This is a genomic window from Pseudarthrobacter sp. BRE9, from assembly GCF_031844305.1.
Lineage (GTDB): Bacteria > Actinomycetota > Actinomycetes > Actinomycetales > Micrococcaceae > Arthrobacter.
The window spans coordinates 274,998-290,379 of the sequence record NZ_JAUZUY010000005.1; the positions used below are offsets into that span (position 1 = coordinate 274,998).

Consider the following 15,382-nt stretch of genomic DNA (forward strand, 5'->3'; position numbering starts at 1 on the left):
TGCCGGGCCCACCCGCCGGCCAGGGTCCTGCGCACCTAAGATGAGGCATGAACTTCGAGGACGCGCTCCTGACGGCGGTTGGCGCCGTGCTGATTCTGCTGATGGTCAACGACGTCTTCCACACGCTGCTGTTCCCTCATGGCTCGGGTCCGGTGGGCCGGACCATCATGCGCGGGTTCTGGCTGCTGTCCAGGAAGCTCAGGGGCGGGGCCTCCCCCCTCGCAGCCCCGCTGGCCATGGCTGCCGTCATCGCCGCCTGGGCAGCGTTGGCGGCCGTGGGTTGGGCGCTGCTGTACCTGCCCCATATGCCGGACGGGTTCTCCTACTCGGCCAACGTGCCCCGGCAGGCGGACTTCGCTGAGGCACTGTACATCTCGCTGGTGGCCCTCTCCACCGCCGGATTTGGCGAGATCGTGGCCACACACCCGCTGCTTCGGCTGGTGATGGCATTCCAGGCCGTGGCCGGCTTTGGCCTGCTGACCGCCACGGTCTCGTGGATCCTGCAGACCTACCCCGCACTGAGCCGCCGGCGCACGCTGGCTCACCGGTTGAACCTGTTCCGGGAAGCGGCAGGGCCCTCAGGCATCGCGTCGCTGGAAGCCCGGCATGCAGCAGGGCTGCTGGAATCGATGGCGGAGAACGTGGCGTCAGTCAGCATCGATCTGCTGTCCTTCCACGAGACGTATTACTTCCAGGATGTGGAGCAACGGGGCTCGCTTCCCGCCACCATCACCTATGCCCACCAGCTGGCCTCGGACGCCCAGGGCAGCGACAATCCCGAACTCCGCTTCGCCGGGCGGATGCTCTTCGCGGCGCTGGATGACCTGGCCGAAGTGCTGCGCGGGAAGTTCGGCCATCTGGGAAGCAGTTCCTCCGATGTGTTCGACCACTACGAGCTCCACCACAGGCACCGCCGGCCGCCGGAACCGCGGCGATAACGCAGGCGTCAGGGGCCGGGTTGCTAGGGTCTGCCTATGGTTTCCCTCCCCCGTTCCATGGAGGACGTCATCAACGAACCTCTGCGCGCCCAGTTCGAGTTCTTCCTGGACCAGCACCGCGCCGCCCTCAATGAATGCCTGGACGGGCTGACCGACGAGCAGGCCCGGCGGCGGCTGGTTCCTTCCCGCACCACCCTGCTGGGGCTGGTGAAGCATGCCACCTTCGTCGAAAAGGTCTGGTTCGACGAAGCCTTCACCGGCCGCCCCCGCAGCGAGATCGGCATCCCCAACACTCCGGACGAATCGTTCGCGCTGGATGACGCCGACACCATCGATTCCGCCCGGGCAGCCCACCGGGACGCCTGCGCCGCGTCCCGGGCGGCGGCCGCCCCTCTCGGCCTGGATGACATAGTGGCCGGTAACCGGCGGGGACCGCTTCCATTGCGCTGGGTCTACCTGCATATGCTGCGCGAACTGGCCCAGCACTGCGGCCACGCGGACATCCTCCGCGAACAGATCCTGGCGGGCACAAGCGTGGACTGAGGCGGCAGGACGCCCTCGCCTTAAGTATCCGGTCCTGCAGACGCCAGGGGCGGCTCCCCCGCGGCCTTCCGGCCGCGACGGAGCCGCCCCCTTAAAGCAGCAGTGTTACCGGGTCAGACTGCGGCGGCTACGGCGGCAACTTGCGCGCCGTTGGCAACGCTGTCCGGGGCATCCTCCGATGCGCCCGCGAGCCTAAGCCACGTGTCCACCACGGTGTCCGGGTTCAGCGAGATGGAGTTGACGCCTTCCTTCACCAGCCACTCGGCGAAGTCCGGGTGGTCGCTGGGGCCCTGGCCGCAGATGCCAACGTACTTTTCGCGCGCCCTGCAGGCCTTGATGGCCATGCTGAGCAGCTTCTTCACGGCCGCGTCCCGCTCATCGAAGCTGTTGGCCACGATCGCCGAGTCCCGGTCCAGGCCCAGGGTCAGCTGGGTCATGTCGTTGGAGCCGATGGAGAAGCCGTCAAAGAATTCCAGGAACTCGTCGGCCAGGAGCGCGTTGGACGGCAGCTCGCACATCATGATCACCTCGAGGCCGTTCTCGCCGCGGCGCAGCCCGTTCTCGGCGAGCAGTTCGATGACGCCCTGCGCCTCGTCAAGGGTCCGCACGAACGGGATCATGAGCTTGACGTTGGTCAGGCCCATCTCGTTGCGCACAAAGGACAGGGCCTCGCACTCAAGGTCGAAGCAGTCCCGGAAGGACGGCTCCAGGTACCGGGAGGCGCCGCGGAAACCGATCATCGGGTTCTCTTCGTGCGGCTCGTAGGCCGGGCCGCCGATCAGGTTGGCATACTCATTGGACTTGAAGTCGGACATCCGGACGATCACCGGTTCCGGCGCAAAGGCGGCGGCGATGGTGGCCACGCCCTCGGCCAACCGCTTGATGTAGTAGTCGCGGGGGCTGTCGTAAGCGCTGATCCGCTCCCGGATGTCGGCGGCCACATCCTCCGGCTGGCTGTCCAGGTTCAGCAGGGCCTTGGGGTGGATGCCGATCTGACGGTTGATGATGAACTCCAGCCGGGCCAGGCCCACACCGTGGTTCGGCAGCTGCGCGAACGTGAATGCCTGCTCCGGGGTGCCAACGTTCATCATGACCTTCACCGGCGCCTCGGGCAGGTGGGTGACACCGGTTTCCTCCACGCTGAAGTCCAGCAGGCCCTCGTAGATGCTCCCCGTCTCGCCGTCGGCGCAGGACACAGTGACTTCCTGGCCGTCGGACAGGGCGTCGGTGGCGTTGCCAGTACCGACGACGGCGGGAATCCCCAGCTCCCGCGCGATGATGGCTGCGTGGCAGGTACGTCCGCCACGGTTGGTGACGATCGCTGAGGCGCGCTTCATGATCGGTTCCCAGTCGGGGTCGGTCATGTCCGCCACCAGCACGTCGCCGGTCTGGAACGAGGCCATCTGGTCGATGGCGGCGAGGATCCGGACCTTGCCGGCGCCGATCCGCTGGCCGATGGCGCGGCCTTCCACGAGCACCGGGCCGGTGGCGTTCAGGCGGAAGCGGCTCTGGCTGCCGGGCGCGCGGCGGGACTGCACGGTTTCAGGGCGGGCCTGCAGGATGTACAGGCCGCCGTCGGTGCCGTCCTTGCCCCACTCAATGTCCATGGGACGGCCGTAATGCTTCTCAATGGCGACCGCGTGGCGCGCAAGCTGCTCCACGTCGTCGTCCGTCAGGCTGAAGCGCGAGCGCAGCGAAGCCTCCACCGGCACGAAGTCGATGGTGCGGCCGATCTCGCTGTTGTTGGTGTACGTCATCTGCAGGGCCTTCTCGCCCAGGCCGCGCTTGAGGATCGCCGGGCGGCCGGCTTCCAGGGCAGGCTTGTACACGTAGAACTCATCCGGGTTCACGGCGCCCTGGACCACGGCTTCGCCCAGTCCGTAGGAGGAGGTGACGAAGACGGCGTCCTGGAAGCCGGACTCGGTGTCCATGGTGAACATGACGCCGGAAGCGCCGACGTCGGAGCGCACCATGCGCTGGATGCCCGCCGAGAGTGCCACGTCGGCGTGTTCGAACTTGTGGTGCACCCGGTAGGCAATGGCGCGGTCGTTGTAGAGCGACGCGAAGACGTCCTTGATGGCCTGAAGGATGTTCTCGATCCCGCGGACATTCAGGAACGTCTCCTGCTGCCCGGCGAATGAGGCATCGGGAAGGTCCTCGGCCGTTGCGCTGGACCGGACCGCCCAGGACAGGTCCGCGGAGCCGGAGTGCTTGTCCACCAGCTGCTGGTAGGCCTCGCGGACCTGTGCTTCGAAGCCGGGCAGGAAGGGCGTGTCCCGGACCAGGCCGCGGATTTCCTGGCCGGCCGAGGCCAGGGCCGTCACGTCGTCGGTGTCGAGCCCGACGAGCCGGTCGGCGATCTTCTGGTCCAGGCCGGAGTCGGACAGGAACCGGCGGTAGGCGTCCGCCGTGGTGGCGAAGCCGTCGGGTACCTGGACCCCGGCCGAGGTCAGGTTCTGCACCATCTCGCCCAGGGAGGCGTTCTTGCCGCCCACCTTGTCCAGGTCCTTGAGTCCAAGTTCAGAGAACCAGAGAACGTCTGTCGTCATAATTGCTGCTCCTTTGCAGTGGGTGGCGTAGGCGTGGACCGGCCGCCCACGGTAGTGGGCGGCCGGAAGAAAATTCCTGTCAACAGTGGCAGGTTCCCGGCACAGTTTCCACATGATGTGCCCCACGCCACATCTGTTAAAACTTTTGTTAGTGCTTGAGGTTCATCCGCTGAAGGATAGTGGCGGCCATTTCCTCTACAGAGACGGTGGCCGAGTTCAGGTACGGAATCCGGTGGGAGACGTACAACTGCTCGGCGCTGCGCAGCTCAAATCCGCACTGCCGCAGGGACGCGTAGGGCGAGCTGGGGCGCCGTTCCGTCCGGATCTGGCTCAGGCGCAATGGGTTGGAGGACAGGCCGAAACACTTCGACACGAAAGGCCGCAGAGGTTTGGGCAGCCCGTCCCGCTGGAAGTCTTCATCGACCAGCGGAAAGTTGGCCGCGAAGATCCCGTGCTGCAGCGCCAGGTACATGGTGGTGGGCGTCTTTCCGCACCGGGACGGGGCCACCAGGATCACCTGGGCCTTTTCCAGCGCACGCAGGCTCTGCCCGTCGTCGTGCTCCATCGCGTATTCGACGGCGGCCATCCGGGACTGGTAGCGCGCGGCGTTCCCCAGCCCGTGCGCCCGGCCCGGTTCTCCGCTGGCCGGCGTGCCCAGCGCCTGTTCCAGCACGCCCACGTGGGTGCCGATCAAGTCCACGATGACACCGTTGCAGCTGGCCAGGATCTGTCGTATCTCGCTGTTGACCGCGGTGGAAAACACCAGGGGCCTGGGCCCTGCGGCAGCCAGGCCGTCGATGGTGCGTACTACGGACCGCGCCTGTTCCGGGGTGGTGATGAAAGGAATGGTGATGCGGTCAAAATTGTCCACGGGGAATTGCGTGAGCAACGTGTTTCCCAGTGTTTCCGCGGTAATGCCGGTACTGTCTGACAAGAAGTAGACAGGCCGCAGAGCAGAAGTGTTCAGAGCAGCATTGGTCATGGCACGACTTTATCGGTCGGCCACGGCTGCTCTGAAAGGTCAGGCCGCTTTGATGGGTGCCTTTCCGTTTGAAGATGCCGCCTGGTTCTCGCGCGCCAGGAATGCGGAGAGTTCGCCGATGGTGCTCATGAGCGGGGCGGGGAAGACGACGGTGGTGTTCTTGTCGACGCCGATCTCAACCAGGGACTGCAGGTTGCGGAGCTGCAGCGCCAGCGGGTGGGCCATCATGGTGTCGGAGGCGTCACCCAGGGCTGCAGCCGCGATGGCTTCGCCTTCGGCGGCGATGATCTTCGCCCTCTTCTCGCGTTCCGCCTCGGCCTGGCGGGCCATGGCTCGCTTCATGCTTTCGGGCAGCTGAATGTCCTTCAGTTCCACCAGGGTGACCTCCACGCCCCATTCGACGGTGAGCACGTCGAGGATTTCCCGGATGTCCACGTTGATCCGTTCGGTCTCCGACAGGGTTTGGTCCAGCGTGTGCCGGCCGACGACCTTCCGCAGAGTGGTCTGGGCTATCTGGTCGATGGCCGCGGCCACGTTCTCGATGGCGATAACGGACTTCACGGCGTCCACCACGCGGTAGTAGGCCACCGCCGAGACGTCCACGCTCACGTTGTCCTGGGTGATGATGCCCTGGGACTGGATGGGCATGGTCACGATCCGCAGGCTGACCAGCGGCAGCCGGTCGACGATCGGGATGATCAGCCGAAGGCCCGGATCCCGGACGCCGATGACCCTGCCGAGCCGGAACAGTACGCCCTTCTCGTACTGGCGCACGATCCGGATGGACATCTTCGCCACGATGAGCAGCAGGACGACGAGAACGATAACGACGATAGTGGTGGGGTCCATCAGGATCCCCTCCTGGTCTCTTGAGCGGGACGTGCCGGTGCCGGACCGGCATCGTGACAGTGTCCTTGTCCTATTGTCCCACCAAAGGGTGCGAGAAATCCGTGGGCCGGTCATCATCAACGCGGCGACCGCGCGAAACCCCGGGGCTAGACTGGCCGGGTAAGGACGGATTGGGGGATCCACGGCGGCGCTGCCGCTGCTCCGCTGGTCGGTCGCCGCCAGCGGACCCAAGGAGCACCATGACCTTCTTCCAGGACTTTCCAGTCCCTCCCCTGCCACCCCGGCCACGGTCGCAGAGGTACGTCCCGCCGCCCTGGGCCGCCGCCCCGGCCTACGAACTGCCGGTCGCCGTCCACCTGGGCCAGTTCGTGAGCCGGACTCCGGAGATGGTGGTGTCCGTCAAAAGCGCGGACGTGTTCTCCACCGGATGCGTGTTCAACCTGTCCTGGCTCTTCCGCCGGGGCGAGCAATCCGACGAGGACTGGGCCGACCTGCAGCACCTGTTCTTCCAGCCACGGATGGGCCCCCGCCCCGGCAGTGGACAGCAAACGGGTCAGCTGTTCGGTGTCCAATTCCCCGATGGTTCCAAAGCCAGCACAGGCGCTCTGGGGCCCCACGTCTTCATGGAACGTGATCAGCAGCCCGAGCCACCCGTCCTGGCGCTGAACAACGGCGGCGGCAGCGGCGGCGAGGATGAGTACTCCGGCACCGGCACGCTCTGGCTGTGGCCGCTTCCCCCGGCCGGCGACCTTCGCCTGGTTGCGCAGTGGACGGACTTCGGCCTGGAAGAAACCACCATCATGCTCGACGGCGGGCGGTTGCGGGATGCCGTTGACGGCGTTCAGCAGTACTGGCCGGAAGGGGACAACACCAATGGCTGATCTCACCGGTTTGGCGGTAGCAGTCAGCAGGCAGCCGGGACCGGGCCTTCCTGCGCGACAGATTCCTGCGCTGTGGGTTCCATTTCGAGCCTGGACACGATGCTTCCGCAGCCCTGCAGGAACATGCGCCGGCCCTGGCCATCGTCCGTCCACACCCAGATGATCGCGTAGTTGGACGTTACGGCATCCACCACGCCGGTGCCGGCAACGGTTCCCTCCGCAAAACGGACGCGGTCCCCCACCGCCAGCCGTGGATGCCTGGTCCGCTTCCTCCGGGGCCTAAGGGTGGCTGCCTCCCCTACCATTGCAGGGTCTCCGGACAGGGTGTGAAGTGCTGGCGCATCGGCTTCCTTGGGCTCGCGGGTGGATGGTCAGCTCATTACAACCCTGCCCGCTGCTCCCAGGTCACGCGCTCGGCACGTGGTGCAGCAAGACTAGCGCGACTGCGCCTCGGGACAGAGTGTGACTGCTCCGTCCCGAGGGCGCAGTCGGGCCAGCGACTATTCAGTCGAGCGCCGCGACCGATCCCAGTGCGTCCCAGGCGAAGCTGGCCAGCCAGTGCGTGGACATGAAGTCGCCGCTTTCCAGCCCGGACAACCCGGCTTTGAGGAGCGGATCCAGCGCCTCGGACAGCACCGCCGCGGCGGCGGAAGCCTCCGGGCCGGCGGCTTGGCGAAGCGTGGCGATGAGGCGAGCCACCTGCCCGGCGCGGGTGAGGTTAAGCCCGTGCAGGTGCACTAGGTAGCCGTCGGTCTCATCCGTCACGGCCACCGGCTGCAGGATCCGCGAATCGCTGGACAGACCCGGCAGGAACGCGGCGAACCATTCGGCGAACTCGTCAGCCGTCAGCACGCGGCGCATCAGGTCCGCCTCGCTCAGGCCCGCGGAGAGGAAGTCCTGGCCGCTGAGTTCCCAGTCACCCGGCCAGCCACGGTCGTTCCCGAACCAGGTGCGCGCGGCTTCCTCGCACGCCTTCGCGGCATCAACCCCGCCCAATGAGCGGAAGGCATCCAGCATGTACCCCACCCCGAACGCGGCATTGGTGTGGAGGCCGTGCCGGACGGGGTACTGCGCCTTGGCCATCCAGGCAGCGCTCAACCCGGCCACCGCGTCCACCAGCGGTTCCAGGGCGGCGCCCCACCCGCGGATCTCCGCATCGTTCGAGGCTGAGCAGGTGGCGGCCAGCCGCATCAGCCAGGCCCACCCGTAGGGCCGCTCCCAGGACGGGTTGGCCAGCAGGTAGTCGCGTTCCACCGCCAGCTTGGCCGGGCTCAGGTTGGCTCCCAGTGCTGCCCTGAGCGATGCGGCGGTGGCGGCATCCACCCAAGCTGCCGCGCCGCCGTCGGACGCTCCCGGCGACGAAACGCCGTCCAGCAGGCTGACGCCGAGCCAGTGCATGTGGACGCAGGAATGCCAGTCGAAGGACGTGTAGAAGGCGGGGTGGATCTGCTCGGGCGTGGGCCGGTCGTCGGCGGAGACCTGGGTGTGGTGGGCCGAGTGCGGGAAGGGCTCACTGAGGTTGCCCAGCACCACGGCCGCGTAGTCCGGCGCCGCCTGGGCGCGAAGGTCGTTGTCCATCATGCTCCTTTGGAAAGCAGGGTTGGTGGACAGCAGGGTTAGTGGAAGGCCAGGAAGTACATCAGCGCGATGTTCACCGCCAGCAGCGGGATGGCCGTGCCCACCTGCGCCGCGATGACGCCGTACTTGTTCTCCATTTCCAGCAGCGCGGACGGCACCAGGTTGAAGTTGGCGGCCATGGGCGTGCAAAGCGTGCCGCAGAAGCCGGCCAGCATGCCGATGGCGAAGACGATGGCGGGGTCTCCGTGGAAGGTCTCCACCAGCACGGGCCAGCCGATCGCCGCGGTCATGATGGGGAACGCCGCAAAGCCGTTGCCCATGAGAACGGTGAACAGGAACATGCCAACGCAGTAGACCACCACGCCGGCGATCAGTGAGCCCTTGGGCAGCAGCCCGGACGCGAGGGTGCCCACGGCAGTGCCCACGCCAGCCTTGGTGAAGAGGATGCCCAGGGTGGTGAGCATCTGCGGCAGCAGCGCGGCCCAGCCAATGGATTCGAGGATCCGGCGGCTTTCGAAGATGGGCGTAGCCGGGTTCTTGGGCTTGAGGATGATGAGTGCGACGACGACGGCCGCCACGGCGCCGATGGCCAGGGCTACCAGCGTGGTGTTCTTGGGGTCCAGCAGCGGGGTGCCGCCGATGGACAGCACGGGCGCCGCGAGCACCAGGATCACGGTGACCAGGGGCAGCGTCAGGGCGGGAATGAAGAGCTTGTTGCCGAACCGCTTGGCGTAGGCCTCGCGCTCGGGGCCGGTGGAGGTGCGGTGCTTGCCGTGGCCCAGCAGGCCGGTGGAGGCCAGCACCACCAGGACCAGGACGGCGATGCCCAGGATCCAGCCGGGTGCCGTGCCGGCCTGGACCCAGGTGCTGTAGAAGAAGCACAGGCCCAGCAGGCCCCAGAAGGAGGAGCTGCCCCAGCGGCGGGGGTGGTTGGTGTCGGCGGCAATCAGTGATGCCCAGGCGACGAACAGAAGGCCGATCAGCCAGTAGACGGCTTCAACGTTGATCATTTTGCTTCTCCTGCGGTTTCCTTCTGGGCGGCGAGCTCGAATTCGCGGTACTCCTTGTCCAGCGACTTGTCCAGGCGCAGGAGGCGGAAGCCGTGGATGAGGAAGGCCGCGATGGCGGTGGGGATGGCCCAGAGGGCCAGCTGGAGCGGTTCCAGGTGCAGGTGGTAGGTGGTGTCAACGAACGTGGTGATCAGCAGGATGGAGCCGACCGCCACGAACACGTCCTCGCCAAAGAACACGCCAACGTTGTCAGCACCGGCGGAATGGCCCTTGATCCGCTCGCTGATGTGGTTCGGCACGTGGCCGTAGCGGCGCAGCGCTGCGCCCTCGGCCATGGGGAACACCAGCGGGCGCACGGTCTGGGCGTGGCCGCCGATGCTGTTCAGGCCCACGGCGGCCGTCAGCTGGCGCACGGCCAGGTAGCCGAGCAGGACGCGGCCCGCGGTCAGCTTGGCGAGCCGGCCAATGAGGATTTTGGCCTGCTCCTGCAGCCCGAAGAACTCGATGATGCCAACCACCGGAAGCACCGCCACGAAGATGGTGACCGAGCGGCTGTTGGCGAAGCCGGTGCCGAACGAATCGAGGATCTGCGCGGGGTTCATGCCGCCCAGCAGTGCCGTGACGATGCCGGCGACGGTGACGACAATCAGGGGGTTCAGGCGGATGGCGAAGCCAACGATCACCAGCAGCACCCCGATGAGTACAAGCATGATTATCCCTTCCCAGGGGACCCGTAGCGGGTCTGCGAAAGTGGGGGCCGGCGCGTCCAGGGGGTTGATCATTGGTGTGACGGCGCCGAGGGGCGGGAGCCCCGGTCACGTTAGGGCTGCAGGGTTAAGTGAGCTGCAGAACAACGGTGTGATCTAAAGCATAGCTTTTTGTTCAACAATCCTGCAACCCCCTTTTGAAGCGGCCCCCAACTGGGGTTTGGTTAGCGGCCGACGGCGGCGAGCAGCTGGGCTTCCGCGCGGTCCAGGTAGGCGGCCAGGAAGTCCGCTGCCGCAGCCAGTTCGCCCGCCTCCAGAAGGTCCACGATGTGAGCGTTGTCCTCCACGTAGGGCTCGTGGAAGGCGGGATTGGCTGCCATGGAATGGAACACCAGGCGCATTTCGGCCAGGACCTGGTCCATCAGGCTGTTGAGCCGCTCGCTGCCGCTGCGGTCAACGATGGCGCGGTGGAAGTCCTGGTTGGCGCCGGCCATGCCGGGAATATCGCCCTCAGCGGCGGCTGCCCTGGCGGCCTTGACGATTCCCGCCAGGGGCTCCAGCGGGGCGTCGCCGGACCACAGGACGGCCGCGGGCTCCAGGAACCGGCGCACCCGGTAGATCTCGCGGATGTCGTCCGCCGTGGGGTGGGCCACGAAGACACCGCGGTTGGGGATCCGGGTGACGATGTGCTCGGCATGCAGTGCGGTGAACGCTTCCCGCAGGGTGTTGCGGGACACGCCAAGCGCCTCGCGGAGGGCTTCCTCCGCGAGTTTGGATCCGGGCGCGAGCTGGCCTGCGGCGATGCGGCTGCGCAGCTGGGCGGCCACCCAGAGCCCCGTTTCGGCGTGCTTTGTGGTCCTGGCCTGGGCTTGGAGATCGGCCAGTACCTCGTCAAACGTCATGGCACCACGATATCGGGCCGGACCTGCACCGAAACGACGGCGCCCCGCGTTAGCAGGCTGGCCGGGTCACCCAGTACCGGTTCACCCAGTACCGGTTCACCCGATGGTGGCCAGCACCTGGCCCGGCGCGACGGCGTCCCCCGCCGCCGCGAGCTGCTCGCCCAGGGTGCCGGCACGGTGGGCGGCAACGGCCGTCTCCATCTTCATGGCCTCGAGCACCAGCACCGCCTCCCCCTCCTCGACCGTAGCGCCGGGCTCAGCCAGCCACTTCACCACGGTGCCGGCCATGGTGGCCACCAGGTCGCCGTCGTTCTTCTCCACGGCGGCCTCCCCGCCGTCCCCCCGCGCCTCCGGCCTGCCCCGGCCGCCGCCGTCGAGCAGGGTATCCAGCAGCGCCTTGGGGAGTCCCAACTCCATCCGCTTGCCGTCCACCTCGATGCCGATGGTCCGGCGGGGCTCCTCCGGAGCTGCAGGACTGAAGGCGGGGTCCGCCTCAAGGGCTGTTGTGAATTCGCTTTCGATCCAGGTGGTGTAGACGCCCAGCGTGTCCGTTCGGGTGAAGTCCGGTGCCTCCACCACCGCCCGGTGGAACGGCAGTACTGTGGCCAGCCCTCCGATCCGGAACTCGCGCAGGGCCCGGCGGGCGCGGCGGAGGGCCTGCTGCCGGTCTGCGCCCGTCACCACCAGCTTGGCCAGCAGGGAATCGAACTGCCCCGGGACCACGGAGCCCGACCGGACGCCGGTGTCCACGCGGATCCCCGGCCCGGTGGGCACCTCGAACGATTCCACGGTGCCGGGCGACGGCAGGAAGCCGCGGCCCGGATCCTCGGCGTTGATGCGGAACTCAAAGGCGTGCCCGCGCGGCTCGGGGTCCGCGAGGATGGGAAGCTTCTCCCCCGCAGCGATGGCGAGTTGGGCAGCAACCAGGTCCACGCTGGAGGTCTCCTCGGTGATAGGGTGCTCCACCTGCAGCCGGGTGTTGACCTCCAGGAAGCTCAGGAAGCCAGTGCCGTCCAGCAGGTACTCCACGGTGCCGGCGCCCACGTACCCGGCCTCGCGGCAAATGGCCTTGGCAGACGCGTGGATGGCCGCCCGCTGCCCAGGGGTGAGGAAGGGCGCGGGGGCTTCCTCCACGAGCTTTTGGTGGCGGCGCTGCAGCGAGCAGTCGCGGGTTCCCACAACCACCACGTTGCCATGCGTATCCGCAATGACCTGGGCCTCCACGTGGCGGGGCCGGTCCAGGAACTTTTCCACGTAGCATTCGCTGCGGCCGAAGGCCGCGAGGGATTCGCGGACCGCGGAGTCAAAGCTTTCCTCGATGTCAGCCATATTCCGGACCACCTTGAGGCCGCGCCCGCCGCCGCCGAACGCAGCTTTGATGGCCACGGGAAGGCCCACCTGTTCGGCGAAGGCGCGGACCTCTTCGGCGCTGGCCACCGGCCCGTCACTGCCGGGTGCCAGTGGGGCGCCGGCACGGACCGCCACCTCGCGGGCACTGACCTTGTCGCCCAGCAGCCGGATGGTTTCCGGGGAGGGGCCGATCCAGGTCAGGCCGGCGTCGATCACTGCCTGGGCGAAACCGGCGTTCTCCGACAGGAAGCCGTAGCCGGGGTGGACGGCGTCGGCGCCGCTTTTCACCGCAACTGCCAGGATCTTCTCGATGTCGAGGTAGGTTTCCTGGGGCCGGGAGCCGGACAGTGAGTATGCCTCGGCGGCTGCGGACACGTGCAGCGCGTCGGCGTCCGGATCGGCGTAGACGGCCACGCTGACCAGGCCTGCATCATCGCAGGCCCGGGCGATCCGGACGGCAATTTCGCCGCGGTTGGCAATGAGGACTTTACGCATGGGAGTTTTCCTTTGGTGTTTCGGGCAGTTCTGCCGGGGCTGCCGCGGCGGCGAACCGGACGGTTGTGCCCGGGGGAAGTTGGGCGGCCTTGTCCAGGTCAGCATGGACGACGACGGCAATCACCGGATACCCGCCGGTCACCGGGTGGTCGGAGAGGAACAGGACAGGCTGGCCTTCCGGCGGCACCTGCACGGCGCCGCGGACAGTTCCTTCACTGGCCAGTTCGCCGTCCCGGCTGCGGGGAAGCGGCCGGCCGTTGAGGCGCAGTCCGATCCGGTTGGACTGCGGTGTGACGGTCCATTCCTGGGCCAGGAAGTCCCGCAGCGTTTCGGGGCTGAACCAGTCCTGCCGGGGCCCGGGAACCACCCGCAGCACGGTTGCCGCTTCCTGGTCCGGGAGGGGCGATATTTCCGGGTGGCCCACCACGCTGCCCGGCTTGGCGGCCTGCACGGGCAGGATGGTTCCGGCCTGGAGCGGTTCGGGGCCGATCCCGGACATGGTGTCCGTGGAGCGGCTGCCCAAGGCAACGGGTCCGCCAAGCCCGCCGCGGACCGCGATGTAGGAGCGGAGGCCTGCTGTCGGATTGCCCACGGTCAGCCGCTCCCCTGCCAACAGCGCGAAGGGGGCGTCGCACGCGGGGTGCCGCGCCGCCGTCGTCCGCTGCAGTGCCTCTTTGGTGTCTGCCCCCGGCGTGATTTCCAGCGGTACGGCTGCTCCGGTGACGGCCAGGACCTGGTCGGTGAGGGCCTCGAGTTCGAGTCCGCCGAAGAGGAGTTCGATTCCGGCGGCGCCCTCGGTGTTGCCCGCCAGGCGGTTGGCGCGGCGCAGCGCCCCGCGGTCCATGGCACCGGCGCTGGTGACGCCGAGCGACCCGAAACCAGGCCGGCCCAGGTCCTGCACGGTGGCCTGCAGCCCCGGTTTGCGGACGGCAAGGCCTGCGGAATCTTGTTCTTCTGCCTGGGTCCGGCTGGCGGTTGCTGCGGGCAGCTCGGTCACGACGGCGTGGGCCCGGACTGCGTTGAAGCGGACCGTATCGCCAGGGCGGATGAGGGCGGGGTTTTCCCGGTCCAGGTCCCACATGGCCGCATCGGTCCGGCCGATGAGCTGCCAGCCGCCCGGCGACTGCCGCGGGTAGACGGCCGAGTAGGCCCCGCCCAGGGCCACGGCTCCGGCGGGGACTGCAGTCCGTGGTGACCGGCGCCGCGGAACTTCCAGGCTGGGGTTCTCGCCGGTGAGGTAGGCGAAGCCGGGTGCGAAGCCGGCAAAGGCTGCGGTCCAGAGCTGGCCTGTATGGGCGGCCACCACTGCCTCGCGGCCCAGGCCTGTGAGCGACGCGACGTCGTTCAGGTCCTCGCCGTCGTACACCACGTCGATGGTGACCAGCGCGCTGTCGGTATCGGCAGGCGCCTCCAGGTCCAGGCTGGGGACGTGCGCTGCCAGGGCCTGAGCCGCCTGGGGTGAATCCGCGGTGATGAGAACGGTTGTTGCGGCGGCGATGACGTCGATCTGGCCCGGCTCCGGATGCGCCGTGAGCTGCGCCTGGAGGCTGAGGACCGCTTCGAGGGAGGGCAGCTCCACCAGGATGGCACGGTCACCGGCGGGCCGGATTCCGGTCAGCTCCGCGTGGGGGGCAGTGCTGGTGCGCGGCTGTTGCATGGCGGCCATGCTAGGCGAAGCTCTCGATCCGGATACCGGCGTCCACCAACGCGGCACGGACGGCGGCAGCCATTGCCACGGCGCCCGGGGTGTCACCGTGCAGGCAAATGCTTTCGGCTTTGACGGGAATCAGCGATCCGTCGGTGGCCCGGACCACCCCGTCCCGGGCCAGGCGCAGGACGTGTTCGACGACGTCCTCCACCTCGTGCAGCACAGCGCCGGGTTCACGCCGGGAGACCAGGGTGCCGTCCGGGTTGTAGGCGCGGTCAGCGAAGGCCTCGGCCACGGTCCGCAGCCCGGCCGCCTCGGCCTGGCGCTGGACCTCGGAGTTGGGCAGCACCATGAGCGGCAGGGTGGGGTCCACCGCGAGGATGGCGGCCACGACGGCGCCGGCCTGCTGTGGGTGGTTCACGATGGTGTTGTAGAGCGCGCCGTGCGGTTTGACGTAGCGGACGGCGGTGCCGGCGGCGAGGGCGATGGCCTGGACTGCGCCGATCTGGTAGACCACGTCTGCTGTCAGCTCAGCCGGGGACATGTCCATGAAGCGGCGGCCGAAGCCCGCGAGGTCCCGGTAGCCGGGATGTGCGCCCACGGTGACGCCGGCCTTCACGGCGGCCTGGCATGTGGCCATGATGCCCACGGGGTCGCCGGCGTGGAAGCCACAGGCTACGTTGGCACTGGATACGCTCTCGAAAATGGCGGCGTCATCGCCGAAGGACCAGTTCCCAAAGGACTCGCCGACGTCGCTGTTCAGGTCGATGCTGGGCATTGTGATCTCCGTCTCGGATTGCTGTTCATCCAAGAATGCCCTAAAAACTCGGATTGTTCAACAATCCAGCGGGGCCCGTTATCGCACCCCCTTGCAACGCCCGCTCACGTTTGGCGGGTCTTCCGGGACGCCAGCTCATTTCTGGCGGGTCTTTCCTGGGATGCCCGCTCAC

14 protein-coding genes are annotated in these 15,382 nt (G+C 67.7%); 3 read left to right on the top strand and 11 right to left on the bottom strand.

From position 1 onward, the window contains the following. Nucleotides 1–47: 47 nt before the first annotated feature. Complete coding sequence (locus Q9R31_RS12290; protein WP_311263011.1) at nucleotides 48–938, top strand: potassium channel family protein; 891 nt, start codon at nucleotides 48–50, stop codon at nucleotides 936–938. Nucleotides 939–974: 36 nt separating this feature from the next. Further along, a complete protein-coding gene (locus Q9R31_RS12295; protein WP_311263012.1) occupies nucleotides 975–1,481 on the top strand; it encodes a DinB family protein in 507 nt (168 codons plus the stop codon). Between the two features lie 113 nt (nucleotides 1,482–1,594). On the opposite strand, the gene ppsA is transcribed toward Q9R31_RS12295, so the two are convergent. The 3 genes from ppsA to Q9R31_RS12310 form a co-directional block, all read right to left on the bottom strand. After that, entirely contained in the window at nucleotides 1,595–4,030 is a 2,436-nt protein-coding gene (gene ppsA, locus Q9R31_RS12300) for a phosphoenolpyruvate synthase (protein WP_311263013.1), read from the bottom strand. Between the two features lie 148 nt (nucleotides 4,031–4,178). Next, nucleotides 4,179–5,012: a pyruvate, water dikinase regulatory protein gene (locus Q9R31_RS12305; RefSeq protein ID WP_311263014.1), complete on the bottom strand. Its 834-nt coding sequence runs from the start codon at nucleotides 5,010–5,012 to the stop codon at nucleotides 4,179–4,181. Between the two features lie 39 nt (nucleotides 5,013–5,051). After that, a complete protein-coding gene (locus Q9R31_RS12310) occupies nucleotides 5,052–5,861 on the bottom strand; it encodes a slipin family protein (protein WP_311263015.1) in 810 nt (269 codons plus the stop codon). Nucleotides 5,862–6,100: 239 nt separating this feature from the next. Here Q9R31_RS12310 and Q9R31_RS12315 point away from each other — a divergent pair, with 239 nt between their 5' ends. Continuing rightward, nucleotides 6,101–6,742: a hypothetical protein gene (locus Q9R31_RS12315; protein ID WP_311263016.1), complete on the top strand. Its 642-nt coding sequence runs from the start codon at nucleotides 6,101–6,103 to the stop codon at nucleotides 6,740–6,742. A 23-nt stretch (nucleotides 6,743–6,765) separates the two neighbouring features. Here the strand turns inward: Q9R31_RS12315 and Q9R31_RS12320 are convergent, their stop codons facing one another. From Q9R31_RS12320 to Q9R31_RS12355, 8 genes are all read right to left on the bottom strand, one after another. After that, nucleotides 6,766–7,047 carry a hypothetical protein gene (locus Q9R31_RS12320; RefSeq protein ID WP_311263017.1) on the bottom strand — a complete coding sequence of 94 codons (282 nt, stop codon included), beginning with the start codon at nucleotides 7,045–7,047 and terminating at the stop codon, nucleotides 6,766–6,768. Between the two features lie 199 nt (nucleotides 7,048–7,246). Continuing rightward, nucleotides 7,247–8,320 (bottom strand): DUF2891 family protein, encoded by a 1,074-nt coding sequence (locus Q9R31_RS12325; RefSeq protein ID WP_311263018.1) that lies wholly within the window; start codon nucleotides 8,318–8,320, stop codon nucleotides 7,247–7,249. A gap of 38 nt (nucleotides 8,321–8,358) precedes the next feature. Next, entirely contained in the window at nucleotides 8,359–9,330 is a 972-nt protein-coding gene (locus tag Q9R31_RS12330; RefSeq protein ID WP_311263019.1) for a DUF979 domain-containing protein, read from the bottom strand. Beyond that, nucleotides 9,327–10,040, bottom strand: coding sequence for a DUF969 domain-containing protein (locus Q9R31_RS12335; RefSeq protein WP_311263020.1), 714 nt, complete (start codon nucleotides 10,038–10,040; stop codon nucleotides 9,327–9,329). Before Q9R31_RS12335 ends, Q9R31_RS12330 begins: the two co-directional genes overlap by 4 nt. 221 nt (nucleotides 10,041–10,261) lie before the next feature. Then, complete coding sequence (locus Q9R31_RS12340) at nucleotides 10,262–10,939, bottom strand: GntR family transcriptional regulator (protein ID WP_311263021.1); 678 nt, start codon at nucleotides 10,937–10,939, stop codon at nucleotides 10,262–10,264. 96 nt (nucleotides 10,940–11,035) lie between these two features. Next, nucleotides 11,036–12,784: a biotin carboxylase N-terminal domain-containing protein gene (locus Q9R31_RS12345; protein WP_311263022.1), complete on the bottom strand. Its 1,749-nt coding sequence runs from the start codon at nucleotides 12,782–12,784 to the stop codon at nucleotides 11,036–11,038. After that, entirely contained in the window at nucleotides 12,777–14,450 is a 1,674-nt protein-coding gene (locus Q9R31_RS12350; RefSeq protein ID WP_311263023.1) for a 5-oxoprolinase/urea amidolyase family protein, read from the bottom strand. Before Q9R31_RS12350 ends, Q9R31_RS12345 begins: the two co-directional genes overlap by 8 nt. A gap of 1 nt (nucleotide 14,451) precedes the next feature. After that, complete coding sequence (locus tag Q9R31_RS12355) at nucleotides 14,452–15,210, bottom strand: 5-oxoprolinase subunit PxpA (protein WP_311263024.1); 759 nt, start codon at nucleotides 15,208–15,210, stop codon at nucleotides 14,452–14,454. Nucleotides 15,211–15,382 lie beyond the last annotated feature (172 nt).

What these genes read in the sequence shown, in the direction of transcription:
- Q9R31_RS12330 (WP_311263019.1), bottom strand. Translation starts at nt 9,330, where the DNA reads ATGATCAACGTTGAAGCCGTCTACTGGCTGATCGGCCTTCTGTTCGTC.
- Q9R31_RS12350 (WP_311263023.1), bottom strand. Translation starts at nt 14,450, where the DNA reads ATGGCCGCCATGCAACAGCCGCGCACCAGCACTGCCCCCCACGCGGAG.
- Q9R31_RS12315 (WP_311263016.1), top strand. Translation starts at nt 6,101, where the DNA reads ATGACCTTCTTCCAGGACTTTCCAGTCCCTCCCCTGCCACCCCGGCCA.
- Q9R31_RS12340 (WP_311263021.1), bottom strand. Translation starts at nt 10,939, where the DNA reads ATGACGTTTGACGAGGTACTGGCCGATCTCCAAGCCCAGGCCAGGACC.
- Q9R31_RS12310 (WP_311263015.1), bottom strand. Translation starts at nt 5,861, where the DNA reads ATGGACCCCACCACTATCGTCGTTATCGTTCTCGTCGTCCTGCTGCTC.
- ppsA (WP_311263013.1), bottom strand. Translation starts at nt 4,030, where the DNA reads ATGACGACAGACGTTCTCTGGTTCTCTGAACTTGGACTCAAGGACCTG.
- Q9R31_RS12295 (WP_311263012.1), top strand. Translation starts at nt 975, where the DNA reads ATGGTTTCCCTCCCCCGTTCCATGGAGGACGTCATCAACGAACCTCTG.
- Q9R31_RS12320 (WP_311263017.1), bottom strand. Translation starts at nt 7,047, where the DNA reads ATGGTAGGGGAGGCAGCCACCCTTAGGCCCCGGAGGAAGCGGACCAGG.
- Q9R31_RS12290 (WP_311263011.1), top strand. Translation starts at nt 48, where the DNA reads ATGAACTTCGAGGACGCGCTCCTGACGGCGGTTGGCGCCGTGCTGATT.
- Q9R31_RS12345 (WP_311263022.1), bottom strand. Translation starts at nt 12,784, where the DNA reads ATGCGTAAAGTCCTCATTGCCAACCGCGGCGAAATTGCCGTCCGGATC.
- Q9R31_RS12355 (WP_311263024.1), bottom strand. Translation starts at nt 15,210, where the DNA reads ATGCCCAGCATCGACCTGAACAGCGACGTCGGCGAGTCCTTTGGGAAC.
- Q9R31_RS12335 (WP_311263020.1), bottom strand. Translation starts at nt 10,040, where the DNA reads ATGCTTGTACTCATCGGGGTGCTGCTGGTGATCGTTGGCTTCGCCATC.
- Q9R31_RS12325 (WP_311263018.1), bottom strand. Translation starts at nt 8,320, where the DNA reads ATGGACAACGACCTTCGCGCCCAGGCGGCGCCGGACTACGCGGCCGTG.
- Q9R31_RS12305 (WP_311263014.1), bottom strand. Translation starts at nt 5,012, where the DNA reads ATGACCAATGCTGCTCTGAACACTTCTGCTCTGCGGCCTGTCTACTTC.